Here is a 15,704-nt window from a genome sequence, read left to right on the forward strand (position 1 = left end):
TTTTAAGCAAAGTCAAAAGATCGCAGCCTGCGGCAGCTCCTACAGGGGATTTGTTGTGTTTTTGGATAAAAAAGGGAGGCCACCCGGGCCTCCCTCTTTCATCGCGACTTGCCGTTACAAACTGGCAATCCGCGCATGCTGCTCGGCCAGTTTGCCCAGGGCCTGTTCGGCCTCGGCCAGTTTGGCGCGTTCTTTCTCGATGACTTCGGCTGGCGCCTTGTCAACGAAACCGGCGTTGGACAGCTTGCCGCCGACACGTTGCACTTCACCTTGCAGACGCTGGATTTCCTTGTCCAGACGCGCCAGTTCCGCACCTTTGTCGATCAAGCCGGCCATTGGCACCAGCACTTCCATCTCGCCGACCAGAGCGGTAGCGGACAGCGGTGCTTCTTCGCCAGCAGCCAGCACGGTGATCGATTCGAGGCGGGCCAGCTTCTTCAGCAGGGCTTCGTTCTCGGTCAGGCGACGCTGATCCTCGGCGCTGACGTTCTTCAGGAACAGCGGCAGCGGTTTACCCGGGCCGATGTTCATTTCGCCACGGATGTTGCGAGTGCCGAGCATCAGGCCCTTGAGCCATTCGATGTCATCTTCGGCCGCCGGATCGATGCGCGTTTCGTTGGCCACCGGCCAAGGTTGCAGCATGATCGTCTTGCCTTCGATACCGGCCAGCGGCGCGATGCGCTGCCAGATTTCTTCGGTGATGAACGGCATGAACGGATGCGCCAGACGCAGGGCGACTTCCAGTACGCGTACCAGGGTGCGACGAGTGCCGCGCTGGCGTTCGACCGGTGCGTTTTCGTCCCACAACACAGGCTTGGACAGTTCCAGGTACCAGTCGCAATACTGGTTCCAGATGAACTCGTACAAGGCTTGTGCGGCCAGGTCGAAACGGAACTGGTCGAGTTGGCGGGTCACTTCGGCTTCGGTGCGTTGCAGCTGCGAAATGATCCAGCGATCAGCCAGGGACAGCTCAAAGGCTTCGCCGTTCTGGCCGCAGTCTTCGCCCTTGTCCAGCACGTAGCGCGCGGCGTTCCAGATCTTGTTGCAGAAGTTGCGATAGCCTTCGACGCGGCCCATGTCGAACTTGATGTCACGACCGGTGGACGCCAGCGAGCAGAAGGTGAAGCGCAGGGCGTCGGTACCGTAGCTGGCGATGCCTTCGGCGAACTCGTCGCGGGTCTGCTTCTCGATCTTCTTCGCCAATTTAGGCTGCATCATGCCGGAGGTGCGTTTCTGCACCAGCGCTTCGAGCTCGATGCCGTCGATGATGTCCAGCGGGTCCAGGACGTTGCCCTTGGACTTGGACATCTTCTGGCCCTGGCCGTCACGCACCAGGCCGTGAACGTACACCGTCTTGAACGGTACCTGCGGCGTGCCGTCTTCGTTTTTCACCAAATGCATGGTGAGCATGATCATCCGGGCAACCCAGAAGAAAATGATGTCGAAGCCGGTCACCAGTACGTCGGTGGAGTGGAATTTCTTCAGGAACTCGGTTTTTTCCGGCCAGCCGAGGGTGGAGAACGTCCACAGGCCCGAGCTGAACCAGGTGTCTAGAACATCGTTGTCCTGTTGCAGCGCTACGTCCGGGCCGAGGTTGTGCTTGGCCCGCACTTCGGCTTCGTCGCGACCGACGTAGACCTTGCCCGACTCGTCGTACCAGGCCGGAATCCGGTGGCCCCACCACAGCTGGCGGCTGATGCACCAGTCCTGGATGTCGCGCATCCACGAGAAGTACATGTTTTCGTACTGTTTCGGCACGAACTGGATACGGCCGTCTTCAACGGCGGCAATCGCAGGCTCGGCCAAAGGCTTGGTGGACACGTACCACTGGTCGGTCAGCCAAGGCTCGATGACGGTGCCGGAGCGGTCGCCTTTCGGCACTTTCAGGGCGTGATCGTCAACGCTGACCAACAGGCCGGCAGCGTCGAACGCGGCGACGATCTGCTTGCGCGCTTCGAAGCGGTCGAGACCGGCATATTCGGCCGGGATCTTGCCGTCGATGGTTTCGTTCAGCGTGCCGTCAAGGTTGAACACCTGGCAGGCCGGCAGGACCGCTGCGTTCTTGTCGAAGATGTTCAGCAGCGGCAGGTTGTGACGCTTGCCGACTTCGTAGTCGTTGAAGTCGTGGGCCGGGGTGATTTTCACGCAGCCGGTGCCGAATTCAGGGTCGCAGTAATCGTCGGCGATGATCGGGATACGGCGGCCAACCAGTGGCAGCTCGACAAATTTGCCGATCAGGGCTTTGTAGCGTTCATCGTTCGGGTTAACGGCCACGGCGGAGTCGCCGAGCATGGTTTCCGGGCGAGTGGTCGCGACGATCAGGAAATCGTTGCCTTCAGCGGTCTTGGCGCCGTCGGCCAGCGGGTATTTCAGGTTCCACAGGAAACCTTTCTCGTCGTGGTTCTCCACTTCGAGGTCGGAAATCGCCGTGTGCAGCTTGGTGTCCCAGTTGACCAGGCGCTTGCCGCGGTAGATCAGGCCGTCTTCGTGCAGGCGTACGAAAGCTTCTTTAACGGCTTCCGAGAGTCCGTCGTCCATGGTGAAGCGCTCGCGGCTCCAGTCAACCGACGAGCCGAGGCGGCGGATCTGACGGCTGATGTTGCCACCGGACTCATCCTTCCACTCCCAGACTTTCTCGAGAAATTTCTCGCGGCCCAGGTCATGGCGGCTCTGGCCCTTGGTTTCGAGCTGACGCTCTACCAGCATCTGCGTGGCGATACCGGCGTGGTCGGTGCCCGGCTGCCACAGGGTGTTGCGACCCTGCATGCGGCGGAAACGGATCAGGGCGTCCATGATCGCGTTGTTGAAGCCGTGACCCATGTGCAGGCTGCCGGTGACGTTCGGCGGCGGGATCATGATGGTGTAGGACTCGCCCGCGCCTTGCGGGGCGAAGTAATTCTCTGACTCCCAGGTGTTGTACCAGGAAGTTTCAATGGCGTGCGGCTGGTAGGTCTTATCCATGCGCGGCGGGACCCTATTGGCATTTATTCAGGAAAAGCCGGGAAGTATAGCGGGGATGAGCCGATGCGCGTAGAGCGAGGTGACAATGGGTGGGGGAAAGTTGTGGTTTTTCGGGAGGTGTTTTGTCAGTGAGGGCGCCATCGCGGGCAAGCCCGCTCCCACAGGGATATGTGTCGTACCAGCATTTTGTGAACGACACTCAACCTGTGGGAGCGAGCCAGCTCGCGATGGCGGTCTGTCAGGCGACCTGATTCAAATCGTTATGCCGCGTTTCCTTCAGGCACAGCACCGCAATCAAACTCAGCACCGCCGCCCCGGACACATAACCGCCGACGTAACTCAACCCGCCCATCGCCACCAGTTTCTGGGCGAAGAACGGCGCTGCGGACGCACCGACGATACCGCCCAGGTTGTAGGCCGCCGAAGCGCCGGTGTAGCGCACGTGAGTGGGGAACAGCTCCGGCAACAGCGCACCCATCGGCGCAAACGTCACGCCCATCAGAAACAGCTCGATGCACAGGAACAGCGCCACGCCCCAGGTCGAACCTTGGGTCAGCAGCGGTTCCATGAGGAACCCTGACAGGATCGCCAGCACACCACCGATGATCAGTACCGGTTTGCGCCCGTAACGGTCGCTGGCCCAGGCCGACAGCGGGGTGGCGGCAGCCATGAACAGCACCGCGAAGCACAGCAGGCCGAGGAAGGTTTCGCGGCTGTAGCCGAGCGTTGTCACGCCGTAACTCAGGGAAAACACGGTGGAGATGTAAAACAGCGCGTAGCACACGACCATCGCGCCGGCGCCCAGCAATACGGGCGCCCAGTATTGGCCGAACAGCTCGAACAGCGGGATCTTCACGCGTTCCTGACGCGCCATGGCGTTGGCGAACACCGGGGTCTCATGCAGCTTGAGGCGCACGTACAGGCCGACCATCACCAGTGCGGCGCTGAGCAGGAACGGAATACGCCAGCCCCATGAGCGGAACTGTTCATCATCCAGCAGCACGGCCAGGGTCAGGAACAGGCCGTTGGCCGCCAGAAAGCCGATGGATGGACCCAGTTGCGGGAACATGCCGAACCACGCGCGCTTGCCTTTGGGTGCGTTCTCCGTGGCCAACAACGCCGCACCACCCCATTCGCCGCCCAGCCCCAAGCCCTGGCCGAAGCGCAGGACACACAGCAGGACCGGTGCCCAGGCGCCAATGCTGTCGTAACCCGGCAGAACGCCGATCAGGGTGGTGCACACGCCCATCAGCAGCAGCGAGGCGACCAGGGTACTCTTGCGGCCGATACGGTCGCCGAAGTGACCGAAAAGGGCCGAACCCAAGGGGCGCGCAAGGAAGGCGATGCCGAACGTGAGAAACGCCGAAAGCATCTGGGCGGTGCCGGATGTCTGCGGAAAGAACACCGGACCGATCACCAGCGCGGCGGCGGTGGCATAGACGTAGAAGTCGTAGAACTCGATGGCGGTGCCGATGAAGCTCGCGGTAGCCACGCGGGTGGCGGAGTTCGTCGGTTGTGCAGGTGTGGAGTCGCTGTAAGTCGTGCTGGTCGTCATGCGGTTATCCCTGACAGTCATGTGCTCCGGTGGAGCGAATTATTATGGTCGAGAACCCAGGGATGTGGGTGGAGGCACGGTCGCTGTTCAAGGTAGGAACAGTCGTCGGTTTGTTGCGGGCTTTGCGGGTGGACAGGCCGGAAGTTGTGAAGTGCGGGGTAAGCACGGGGCCGGCGAGGCTTGGGTAAGCGGTTCGATTATAGGAAGGTGGCTAACGATCGAACAAGAGGGCCCCCTCGCCACAGGGATTTGTGTCGGGTTTTAGATAACCACAGGCATCGAGCTGGTCTGCCAGATCAGCACCCGCGTGACACGGTTGTCCTCGGTCTCGAGAATTTCCAGGCGGTAGCGGCCGATCTTCAGGCACACCGTGCTTTCGGGAATGGTTTCCAGGGCCTCGGTGACCAAGCCGTTCAGGGTTTTCGGGCCATCGCTGGGCAGGTGCCAGCCGAGGCTCTTGTTCAGCTCGCGAATGGACGCGGCACCGTCGATCACCAGACGTCCGTCGGCTTGCGGATGAATGTGCGGATTGTCCAGGCTGTGCTGGCTTTCGAACTCGCCGACGATTTCTTCGAGAATGTCTTCCAGGGTGACGATGCCCAGCACTTCGCCGTATTCGTCGACCACCATGCCCAAGCGCCGCTGCTGCTTGTGGAAGTTGAGCAGTTGCAGCTGCAACGGGGTGCTTTCTGGCACGAAGTACGGCTCGTGGCTGGCCGCCAGCAACGCTTCCCGGGTCAGGCTCGCATCGGGCAGCAAGTGAAGGATGTGCCGGGTGTTGAGGACGGCTTCGACCTGGTTGATATCACTGTGGAACACCGGCAGGCGCGTGCGCTTGTTGTGGCGCAATTGTTCGATGATTTCTTCGATGGAGTCATCGAGATTGATGCCGTCCACGTCGCTGCGCGGTACCAGGATGTCATTGACGGTAATGTTGTCCAGCGCGTGGATGCCTGGCAGCGGGTGAGGGCGGCTTACGGTTTCGGAGGGCGCATGCCGCTCCGTCAGCGCTTCGTCCTCACTTTGTTGCACCACTTTGGTTTTACGGGCGAATGGTCGCGTCAGCAACTGACTGATGCTATTGAGCAGCCATGCCGCGGGATAGATGATTTTCAGCGGCACCCGCAGCAGATTGTTGCCCTGGGCCAGGATCGCATCCGGATAGCGGGTGGCGAGGGCGCGTGGCAAGTAGTCGGAAAACACCAGCAACATGGCACCCGTCCCGAGGCAGGCGACCCACGGGCCGTTCTCGGCCCAGGTGAAAATGGCCAGCAAGGTGCTGATGACTACCACCAGTGCACGGCACAGGGTGTTGCAAAAAATCAGGCTGGCCAGGGGGAAGCTGAGTTTCGCCACCGGTTTGTCGCTGGAACGCGTTGCAGTGCGCTGGGCCAGCAAATGCTGGTGCGCCGCTTCGATGGCGGTAAACAGTCCCGACCATAGAACCAGCAGGGTCACTACCGCGAGCATCGGCCCTATGGGCAAGTCGTCCATTAATGCCGCCCGTCAGATATGCAGGATGTATTCACGAACCAGTTTGCTGCCGAAATACGCCAGCATCAGCAGGCAAAAACCGGCCAGGGTCCAGCGAATGGCTTTGTGCCCGCGCCAGCCGAGGCGATTGCGTCCCCACAGCAGTACGCTGAAAACGACCCAGGCCAGGCAGGCCAGCAGGGTTTTGTGCACCAGATGCTGGGCGAACAGGTTCTCGACGAACAGCCAGCCGGAAATCAGCGACAGCGACAACAGCGTCCAGCCGGCCCAGAGGAAACCGAACAGCAGGCTTTCCATGGTTTGCAGTGGCGGGAAGTTTTTGATCAGCCCGGATGGGTGCTTGTGCTTGAGCTGGTGGTCTTGAATCAGCAGCAGCAAGGACTGGAACACCGCGATGGTGAACATGCCGTAGGCCAGAATCGAAAGCAGGATGTGGGCGAGGATGCCCGGCTCCTCATCGATGACCTGTACCGTGCCGGCGGGGGCAAAATGCGCCAGCATCACGGTCAGGGCCCCAAGCGGGAACAGCAGGACCAGCAGGTTCTCCACCGGAATGCGCGAGCAGGCCAGCAGGGTCAGTGCGATGACCGCCACGGCAATCAGGCTGGCGGCGCTGAAGAAGTCCAGGGCCAGGCCGCCCGGGGTCAGCAGGTGGGTGAGCAGGCTGGCGCTATGGGCCAATACGGCGAGCACGCCGAGCATGACCAGCAGGCGTTTGTTGGCCTTGGCGCCGGAAGCCAGGCGAGTGCCCTGGTAAATGGTCGCAGCGGCATACAAGCAGGCGGCGGCGAGGGTAGTTAGCAAGCTGGGTGACAAGGGGAGCATAAATCCTGTTAGGCAAGCCCGAAAGTCGCTGAGTTTGGCATAGAACCCCCGCCGCACGAAAGACCGCGCAACCCGACAGCGAGGTGTCCGCCGGCCACAGTCTTCGCTATAATCCGCGACCTGCCCACGCCGCAGGCTCGCCGAGCACACGTTTAGTCCGGTCCGGGCCGCCATTATCCCGGTCTACACAGGGCCTGAAAGGATCGCGCAATGTTTGAAAACTTAACCGACCGTCTCTCGCAGACGCTGCGCCATGTCACCGGCAAGGCCAAGCTGACTGAAGACAACATCAAAGACACCCTGCGTGAAGTGCGCATGGCGTTGCTCGAGGCCGACGTCGCCCTGCCTGTGGTCAAGGACTTCGTCAATTCGGTAAAGGAACGCGCCGTCGGCACCGAGGTGTCGCGCAGCCTGACGCCGGGCCAGGCTTTCGTGAAGATCGTCCAGGCCGAACTCGAAAGCCTGATGGGTGCGGCCAACGAAGATTTGAACCTGAGCGCCGTGCCGCCAGCGGTCATCCTGATGGCCGGTTTGCAGGGCGCTGGTAAAACCACCACTGCCGGCAAGCTCGCGCGCTTCCTCAAAGAGCGCAAGAAGAAGTCGGTCATGGTGGTGTCCGCCGACGTTTACCGTCCCGCGGCGATCAAGCAGCTGGAAATGCTCGCCGGTGAAGTCGGCGTTACCTTCTTCCCGTCCGACCTGAGCCAGAAGCCGGTCGAGATCGCGCAAGCGGCTATTAAGGAAGCGAAGCTCAAATTCATCGACGTAGTCATCGTCGATACCGCTGGTCGTCTGCACATCGATGAAGAGATGATGGGCGAGATCAAGGCCCTGCACGCCGCGATCAACCCGGTCGAAACCCTGTTCGTGGTCGACGCCATGACCGGCCAGGATGCCGCCAACACGGCCAAGGCCTTCGGCGATGCATTGCCGCTGACCGGTGTGATCCTGACCAAGGTCGACGGCGACGCCCGTGGCGGTGCCGCTCTGTCGGTGCGTGCGATCACCGGCAAGCCGATCAAGTTCATCGGTATGGGCGAGAAGAGCGAAGCGCTCGATCCGTTCCATCCTGAGCGTATCGCCTCGCGCATCCTCGGCATGGGTGACGTGCTCAGCCTGATCGAGCAGGCGGAAGCGACCCTCGACAAGGACAAGGCCGACAAGCTGGCCAAGAAACTGAAGAAGGGTAAGGGCTTCGATCTCGAAGACTTTCGCGATCAGCTGCAACAAATGAAGAACATGGGCGGCCTCGGTGGCCTGATGGACAAGCTGCCGAACATGGGCGGCGTGAACCTGGCGCAAATGGGCAACGCCCAGGGCGCGGCAGAAAAGCAATTCAAACAGATGGAAGCCATCATCAACTCCATGACCCCGGCCGAGCGCCGCGACCCTGAGATGATCAGCGGTTCGCGCAAGCGTCGGATCGCCATGGGTTCTGGCACTCAGGTGCAGGATATCGGCCGCTTGATCAAGCAGCACAAGCAGATGCAGAAGATGATGAAGAAGTTCTCCGCGAAAGGCGGAATGGCCAAGATGATGCGCGGCATGGGCGGAATGTTGCCCGGCGGCGGCATGCCTAAAATGTAATGAATTCGCGCCGGCTATCAGGTCGGCGCAGCCCCACACGGACGTGGGATACACAGCAAACCCGCACTTGGCGGGAGCTGACCGGCCGTTTTCAACGACGGCTCTATAGCAAATCTGCATGGCGGCCGATAGACCGCCGGAAAAAGTCATTTGCAAAAGTCCGGATATTCCTTAGAATATGCGGCCTTTCGGGCACCCATGCCCGCTGTGCCTTTAGATTTGCAGCACCGACTACAGGAACGATGTTCACATGCTAACAATCCGTCTTGCCCTTGGCGGCTCCAAAAAGCGCCCGTTTTACCACTTGACCGTAACCGACAGCCGCAACCCGCGCGACGGTTCGCACAAGGAACAGGTTGGCTACTTCAACCCTGTTGCTCGTGGTCAGGAAGTTCGTCTGTCCGTGAACCAAGAGCGCGTAGCCTACTGGCTGAGCGTTGGTGCACAACCTTCTGAGCGCGTTGCTCAGTTGTTGAAGGAAACTGCTAAGGCTGCGGCCTGAGCAATATGAACGCGACGCCAGCCATTGCTGATGATTTGATCGTTATCGGCAAGATTTATTCTGTTCACGGCGTTCGCGGCGAAGTGAAGGTGTACTCCTTTACTGATCCGATTAAAAACCTGCTGGACTACAAAACCTGGACGCTCAAGCGTGACGGCAATGTAAAGCAGGTAGAGCTGGTCAGCGGACGCGGGAACGACAAGTTCCTGGTCGCAAAGCTCAAGGGTCTCGATGATCGCGAAGAAGCTCGTCTTCTGGCCGGTTATGAGATCTGCGTGCCGCGCAACCTGTTCCCTGAACTCACCGACGGCGAGTACTACTGGTACCAGCTGGAAGGTCTCAAGGTCATCGACACTCTCGGACAACTGTTCGGGAAAATCGATCACCTGCTGGAGACCGGCTCGAACGATGTCATGGTGGTCAAGCCTTGCGCTGGCAGCCTGGATGATCGCGAACGCCTGTTGCCCTATACCGAGCAATGCGTGTTGGCCATCGACCTGGCAGCAGGTGAGATGAAGGTGGATTGGGACGCGGATTTCTAACGTGGCTAACTTGCGCGTAGAAGTGATCAGTCTGTTTCCCGAGATGTTTTCCGCCATCAGCGAGTACGGCATCACCAGTCGGGCGGTGAAACAGGGGCTCTTGCAGCTCACCTGTTGGAATCCGCGAGACTACACGACGGATCGACATCACACTGTGGACGATCGCCCGTTTGGCGGTGGTCCGGGCATGGTGATGAAGATCAAGCCCCTGGAAGATGCTCTGGTTCAGGCCAAGGCAGCAGCCGGGGAGGCGGCGAAGGTGATTTACCTGTCCCCCCAAGGCCGTCAACTGACTCAGTCGGCGGTACGCGAGTTGGCGAATCTGGATGCATTGATCCTGATTGCCGGCCGCTATGAAGGCATTGACGAGCGTTTTATTGATGCTCATGTCGATGAAGAGTGGTCGATTGGCGACTATGTACTGTCTGGCGGCGAGCTGCCGGCGATGGTCCTGATCGATGCGGTTACACGACTGCTGCCTGGAGCTTTAGGGCATGCGGACTCCGCCGAGGAAGATTCCTTTACGGATGGTTTGCTGGATTGCCCGCACTACACCCGACCGGAGGTGTATGCGGATCAGCGTGTTCCCGACGTATTGCTAAGTGGCAATCACGCGCACATCCGGCGTTGGCGTTTACAGCAGTCCCTTGGTCGGACCTTTGAACGACGCGCCGATCTTCTGGAAAGCCGCTCGCTTTCTGGAGAAGAGAAGAAGCTGCTCGAGGAATACATCCGCGAGCGGGACGATAGTTAACAACGTATCGATGGTAGATCCGACGATTTACCTTAGGAGCACAGCATGACTAACAAAATCATCCTTGCACTCGAAGCAGAGCAGATGACCAAAGAGATCCCTACCTTTGCCCCGGGCGACACCATTGTCGTTCAGGTGAAAGTGAAGGAAGGCGACCGTTCGCGTCTGCAAGCGTTCGAAGGTGTTGTTATCGCCAAGCGTAACCGCGGCGTAAACAGTGCATTCACCGTTCGTAAAATCTCCAACGGTGTTGGCGTAGAGCGTACTTTCCAGACCTACTCCCCGCAAATCGACAGCATGGCTGTCAAGCGTCGCGGTGACGTACGTAAAGCCAAGCTGTACTACCTGCGTGACCTGTCGGGTAAAGCAGCTCGCATCAAGGAAAAACTGGCTTAAGTCCAGCTTCCGATGCAAAAAAAAGCAGCCTGCGGGCTGCTTTTTTGTTGTCTGCGATTTATCTTCCCTGGCCGTATTGCCGGTCTTGCCTGAGCCTTTATGCCTGCCATTGATCATCCCCTGATTGACCAGTTTCTCGACGCTCTTTGGCTGGAGAAAGGTCTCTCCGATAACACTCGAGACGCCTATCGTAGTGACCTGGCGTTGTTCAACGGCTGGTTACAGGACAATGGACTGGAGCTGGTCAATGCCGGGCGAGAGTTGATTCTCGACCACCTGGCCTGGCGCCTGGAGCAAAACTACAAGCCTCGTTCCACTGCTCGATTTCTCTCCGGTGTACGAGGCTTCTATCGCTATTTGCTACGGGAAAAGATGATCGCCGTCGATCCAACGTTACGGATTGATATGCCGCAGCTCGGCAGGCCACTGCCGAAATCCTTGTCGGAGGCCGACGTCGAGGCGCTACTGGCGGCACCGGACTTGAGTGAGGCAATCGGTCAGCGCGACCGGGCCATGCTTGAAGTGCTGTACGCCTGTGGCTTGCGGGTGACCGAGCTGATCAGCCTCACCCTGGAACAGGTCAATTTGCGCCAGGGCGTGTTGCGAGTGATGGGCAAGGGCAGCAAGGAGCGATTGGTGCCAATGGGCGAGGAGGCGATTGTCTGGGTCGAGCGCTACATGCGTGATGCTCGCGGCGAACTGCTTGGCGGGCGTCCCAGCGATGTGTTGTTTCCCAGTCAGCGTGGCGAGCAGATGACCCGCCAGACCTTCTGGCACCGGATCAAGCATCAGGCCAGGGTGGCCGGGATAGGCAAGTCACTGTCACCACACACCTTGCGCCATGCCTTCGCCACACACCTGCTCAACCACGGCGCAGACCTGCGGGTGGTGCAGATGCTGCTGGGGCACAGCGATTTGTCGACGACACAGATCTACACCCATGTTGCCCGGGCACGGCTGCAGGATCTGCATGCCAAACACCACCCCCGGGGTTAACCGAAACCCTGTGGGAGCGAGCTTGCTCGCGATAGCGGCCTGACAGTCGATACATGTTTTGGATGTGATGCCGTCATCGCGAGCAAGCTCGCTCCCACAGGGGGTTGTGGTGATCACAATGTCTTGCATCAGGTGCATTCGGCCATGCGAACCTTATGTGATAGGCTGAGCCGGTTTGCACGATGGGCGGTTATGACCCGGTGTTTCGGCACGGGCGTTCTGATCGTCCCATATGTTCGCCTTCAGGAGTTCTCATGCGTCTGACCCAGATTTTCGCCGCCGCAGCCATTGCGTTGGTCAGCACCTTTGCCGTCGCCGATGACGCGGCCGACAAAGCCATTCGTAAAAGCCTGGAAAACCTCCAGCTCGAAGTGCCGGTAGAGACCATCACCGCCAGCCCGTTGCCGGGCCTGTACGAAGTCAAACTAAAAGGCAGCCGTGTGCTCTACGCCAGCGCCGACGGCCAGTACGTGGTTCAGGGCTACCTGTTCGATCTCAAGGACGGCAAGCCGGTCAACCTGACCGAGAAGACCGAGCGCCTGGGCATCTCCAAGCTGATCAACGACATCCCGGTTGCCGAAACCGTTGTCTACCCGGCCATTGGCGAAACCAAGTCGCACATCACCGTATTCACCGACACCACCTGCCCGTACTGCCACAAGCTGCACGCCGAAGTGCCTGAGCTGAACAAGCGCGGCATCGAAGTGCGTTACGTCGCGTTCCCGCGCCAGGGCCTGGGCTCGCCGGGTGACGAACAGCTGCAAGCGGTGTGGTGCTCGAAGGACAAGAAGGCGGCCATGGATAAAATGGTCGACGGCAAGGAAATCAAGGCCGCCAAGTGCGATAACCCGGTTTCCAAACAGTTCGCACTCGGCCAGTCGATCGGCGTGAACGGTACACCGGCCATCGTTTTGGCCGACGGTCAGGTCATTCCGGGCTACCAGCCTGCGCCACAAGTCGCCAAACTGGCGCTGGGCGCAAAGTAAATTCGCATCGTCACGGCAAGCCTTGACGATCATGGTCCGGTAGCGACATTCGCCGGGCCATCAATAGAGAGCCGCGAGTCTGCGGTTGTTTTCACGGCCGGCCTCGAGTCGGCCGTTTTATGGGGAGTTCACAGTGAAACCGGTCAAAGTAGGCATCTGTGGGTTAGGAACCGTCGGTGGCGGTACCTTCAACGTACTTCAGCGCAACGCCGAGGAAATTGCTCGTCGTGCCGGGCGTGGGATCGAAGTGGCACAAATTGCCATGCGCACGCCAAAGCCTCAGTTCCAAACGACCGGTATTGCGATTACCAACGATGTCTTCGAAGTGGCCACGAACCCTGAGATCGACATCGTTATAGAGCTGATGGGCGGCTACACCGTTGCCCGCGAGCTGGTACTCAAGGCCATCGAGAATGGCAAGCATGTGGTCACCGCGAACAAGGCACTTATCGCCGTTCACGGTAATGAAATTTTCGCCAAGGCCCGCGAGAAGGGCGTGATCGTTGCGTTCGAAGCGGCGGTAGCCGGTGGCATCCCGGTGATCAAGGCGATCCGCGAAGGCCTGTCCGCCAACCGTATCAACTGGGTAGCCGGCATCATCAACGGCACCGGCAACTTCATCCTGACGGAAATGCGCGAGAAGGGTCGCACCTTCGAAGACGTATTGGCCGAAGCCCAGGCCCTGGGTTACGCCGAAGCCGATCCGACCTTCGACGTCGAGGGTATCGACGCCGCTCACAAGCTGACGATCCTGGCGTCCATCGCGTTCGGCATTCCGTTGCAGTTCGACAAGGCTTACACCGAAGGCATCACCAAACTGACCACCGCCGACGTCAACTACGCCGAAGCGCTGGGTTACCGCATCAAGCACCTGGGCGTGGCGCGCAGCACCGCGGCCGGCATCGAACTGCGCGTGCACCCGACGCTGATTCCGGCCGATCGCCTGATCGCCAACGTCAACGGCGTGATGAACGCGGTGATGGTCAACGGCGATGCTGCCGGTTCGACCCTGTTCTACGGCGCTGGCGCCGGCATGGAGCCGACCGCTTCGTCGGTGATTGCTGACCTGGTGGACGTGGTCCGTGCCATGACTTCCGACCCGGAAAACCGCGTGCCGCACCTGGCGTTCCAGCCGGACTCGCTGTCGGCTCACCCGATCCTGCCGATCGAAGCCTGCGAAAGCGCCTACTACCTGCGTATCCAGGCCAAGGACCATCCGGGCGTGTTGGCTCAGGTCGCGAGCATCCTCTCGGAGCGCGGCATCAACATCGAGTCGATCATGCAGAAGGAAGCCGAGGAGCACGACGGCCTGGTGCCGATGATCCTGCTGACCCACCGCGTGCTGGAACAGCACATCAACGACGCCATTGCTGCTCTGGAAGCCTTGGCGGGTGTGGTCGGTCCGGTAGTACGGATCCGTGTCGAGCACCTGAACTAAGCCGATATCGTTGACCGGGCTCGCTTGCGGGCCCGGCACTACGAACACTGTCCATTGGAGTCAGTCATGCGTTACATCAGTACCCGCGGCCAGGCACCGGCCCTGAATTTCGAAGACGTCCTGCTGGCAGGTCTTGCCACCGACGGCGGTCTGTACGTCCCGGAAAACCTGCCACGTTTCACTCAGGAAGAAATTGCTTCCTGGGCCGGCCTGCCGTATCACGAGCTGGCTTTTCGCGTCATGCGCCCGTTCGTCACCGGCAGCATTCCGGATGCCGATTTCAAAAAGATTCTTGAAGAAACCTACGGTGTGTTCGCCCACAGCGCCGTTGCGCCGCTGCGTCAGCTGAACGGCAATGAATGGGTGCTGGAGCTGTTCCACGGCCCGACCCTGGCGTTCAAGGACTTCGCCCTGCAACTGCTCGGTCGCTTGCTCGATTACGTGCTGGAAAAGCGCGGCGAGCGCGTGGTGATCGTCGGCGCCACCTCCGGTGACACCGGTTCGGCCGCCATCGAAGGCTGCAAGCACTGCGAAAACGTCGACATCTTCATCCTGCACCCGCACAACCGCGTGTCCGAAGTGCAGCGTCGGCAGATGACCACCATTTTCGGTGAGAACATCCACAACATCGCCATCGAAGGCAACTTCGATGACTGCCAGGAAATGGTCAAGGCGAGCTTCGCCGACCAGGGTTTCCTCAAGGGCACGCGCCTGGTGGCGGTGAACTCGATCAACTGGGCGCGGATCATGGCCCAGATCGTTTACTACTTCCACGCAGCCCTGCAACTGGGCGGCCCGGCACGTTCGGTGTCGTTCTCGGTGCCGACCGGCAACTTCGGCGACATCTTCGCCGGTTACCTGGCACGCAACATGGGCCTGCCGATCAACCAGTTGATCGTCGCCACCAACCGCAACGACATCCTGCACCGCTTCATGAGCGGCAACCAGTACGTCAAGGATACCCTGCACGCTACGCTGTCGCCGTCCATGGACATCATGGTGTCGTCGAACTTCGAACGCCTGCTGTTCGACCTGCATGGTCGCAATGGCGCAGCAATCGCCGGGCTGATGGATTCGTTCAAGCAGGGCGGCGGTTTCAGCGTCGAGCAAGAGCGCTGGACCGAAGCCCGCAAGTTGTTCGACTCGCTGGCCGTGGATGACGCGCAAACCTGCGAAACCATCGCTGAAGTCTACGAGCAGACTGGCGAAGTGCTGGATCCACACACGGCCATCGGCGTGAAAGCTGCGCGGGAATGCCGTCGCAGCCTGGACATTCCAATGGTGATCCTGGGCACCGCCCACCCGGTCAAATTCCCGGACGCCGTGGAAAAAGCCGGTGTAGGAAAAGCGCTCGAGCTGCCTGCACATCTTTCTGATTTGTTTGAACGAGACGAACGTTGCACCGTATTGCCAAATGACCTGAAGGCCGTGCAGGCCTTTGTCAGTCAGCATGGCAACCGCGGCAAGCCGCTGTAACCGGTCAGCGCTGTTACATTTTGAAGCCCGTCTCCTGACGGGCTTTTTCATTGTGCGCCAGGCATGGCGCGTTGCGCATAAGCGCAACCAGTTTGGCTGTGGTGGCCACGCTGGTGACTTGGAGGTGAAAGTCCTCTACACACCCGGCAAGGGGAAGTGTTAGCCAGAGGCAAGGGTGTCGCGGGTGACTGC

13 protein-coding genes are annotated in these 15,704 nt (G+C 60.0%); 9 read left to right on the plus strand and 4 right to left on the minus strand.

What is annotated here, in order from left to right:
- Positions 1–114: 114 nt before the first annotated feature.
- The 4 genes from AC1DKH_RS27860 to AC1DKH_RS27875 all read right to left on the minus strand — a co-directional run bounded on the left by AC1DKH_RS27860 (position 115) and on the right by AC1DKH_RS27875 (position 6,835).
- Positions 115–2,961 carry a valine--tRNA ligase gene (locus AC1DKH_RS27860; RefSeq protein ID WP_477799939.1) on the minus strand — a complete coding sequence of 949 codons (2,847 nt, stop codon included), beginning with the start codon at positions 2,959–2,961 and terminating at the stop codon, positions 115–117.
- A 238-nt stretch (positions 2,962–3,199) separates the two neighbouring features.
- Positions 3,200–4,516 carry an MFS transporter gene (locus tag AC1DKH_RS27865; protein ID WP_477799940.1) on the minus strand — a complete coding sequence of 439 codons (1,317 nt, stop codon included), beginning with the start codon at positions 4,514–4,516 and terminating at the stop codon, positions 3,200–3,202.
- Between the two features lie 261 nt (positions 4,517–4,777).
- On the minus strand, positions 4,778–6,010 hold the full coding sequence (locus AC1DKH_RS27870) for a transporter associated domain-containing protein (protein WP_477799941.1): 1,233 nt from the start codon (positions 6,008–6,010) through the stop codon (positions 4,778–4,780).
- 12 nt (positions 6,011–6,022) lie between these two features.
- Positions 6,023–6,835 (minus strand): cytochrome C assembly family protein, encoded by an 813-nt coding sequence (locus tag AC1DKH_RS27875; RefSeq protein ID WP_477799942.1) that lies wholly within the window; start codon positions 6,833–6,835, stop codon positions 6,023–6,025.
- 210 nt (positions 6,836–7,045) lie between these two features.
- Between AC1DKH_RS27875 and ffh the strand changes: the two genes are divergently transcribed.
- The 9 genes from ffh to thrC all read left to right on the plus strand — a co-directional run bounded on the left by ffh (position 7,046) and on the right by thrC (position 15,512).
- Positions 7,046–8,422 (plus strand): signal recognition particle protein, encoded by a 1,377-nt coding sequence (gene ffh / locus AC1DKH_RS27880; protein WP_056726162.1) that lies wholly within the window; start codon positions 7,046–7,048, stop codon positions 8,420–8,422.
- Positions 8,423–8,672: 250 nt separating this feature from the next.
- The gene (gene rpsP / locus AC1DKH_RS27885) at positions 8,673–8,924 is read left to right on the plus strand and encodes a 30S ribosomal protein S16 (protein WP_108214983.1); all 252 of its coding nucleotides are present in this window, start codon (positions 8,673–8,675) and stop codon (positions 8,922–8,924) included.
- Between the two features lie 5 nt (positions 8,925–8,929).
- Positions 8,930–9,466 (plus strand): ribosome maturation factor RimM, encoded by a 537-nt coding sequence (gene rimM, locus AC1DKH_RS27890; RefSeq protein ID WP_150754524.1) that lies wholly within the window; start codon positions 8,930–8,932, stop codon positions 9,464–9,466.
- A 1-nt stretch (position 9,467) separates the two neighbouring features.
- Complete coding sequence (gene trmD, locus AC1DKH_RS27895; protein ID WP_007897583.1) at positions 9,468–10,220, plus strand: tRNA (guanosine(37)-N1)-methyltransferase TrmD; 753 nt, start codon at positions 9,468–9,470, stop codon at positions 10,218–10,220.
- Between the two features lie 45 nt (positions 10,221–10,265).
- Positions 10,266–10,616: a 50S ribosomal protein L19 gene (rplS, locus tag AC1DKH_RS27900; RefSeq protein ID WP_003175895.1), complete on the plus strand. Its 351-nt coding sequence runs from the start codon at positions 10,266–10,268 to the stop codon at positions 10,614–10,616.
- A 99-nt stretch (positions 10,617–10,715) separates the two neighbouring features.
- Positions 10,716–11,612 (plus strand): site-specific tyrosine recombinase XerD, encoded by an 897-nt coding sequence (xerD, locus tag AC1DKH_RS27905; protein ID WP_477762700.1) that lies wholly within the window; start codon positions 10,716–10,718, stop codon positions 11,610–11,612.
- 254 nt (positions 11,613–11,866) lie between these two features.
- On the plus strand, positions 11,867–12,598 hold the full coding sequence (dsbC, locus tag AC1DKH_RS27910; RefSeq protein ID WP_007971283.1) for a bifunctional protein-disulfide isomerase/oxidoreductase DsbC: 732 nt from the start codon (positions 11,867–11,869) through the stop codon (positions 12,596–12,598).
- A 133-nt stretch (positions 12,599–12,731) separates the two neighbouring features.
- A complete protein-coding gene (locus AC1DKH_RS27915; RefSeq protein ID WP_007998527.1) occupies positions 12,732–14,036 on the plus strand; it encodes a homoserine dehydrogenase in 1,305 nt (434 codons plus the stop codon).
- Between the two features lie 66 nt (positions 14,037–14,102).
- Complete coding sequence (gene thrC, locus AC1DKH_RS27920; protein ID WP_477799943.1) at positions 14,103–15,512, plus strand: threonine synthase; 1,410 nt, start codon at positions 14,103–14,105, stop codon at positions 15,510–15,512.
- Positions 15,513–15,704 lie beyond the last annotated feature (192 nt).

The sequence above is a fragment of the Pseudomonas sp. 05L36 genome, from assembly GCF_056398125.1.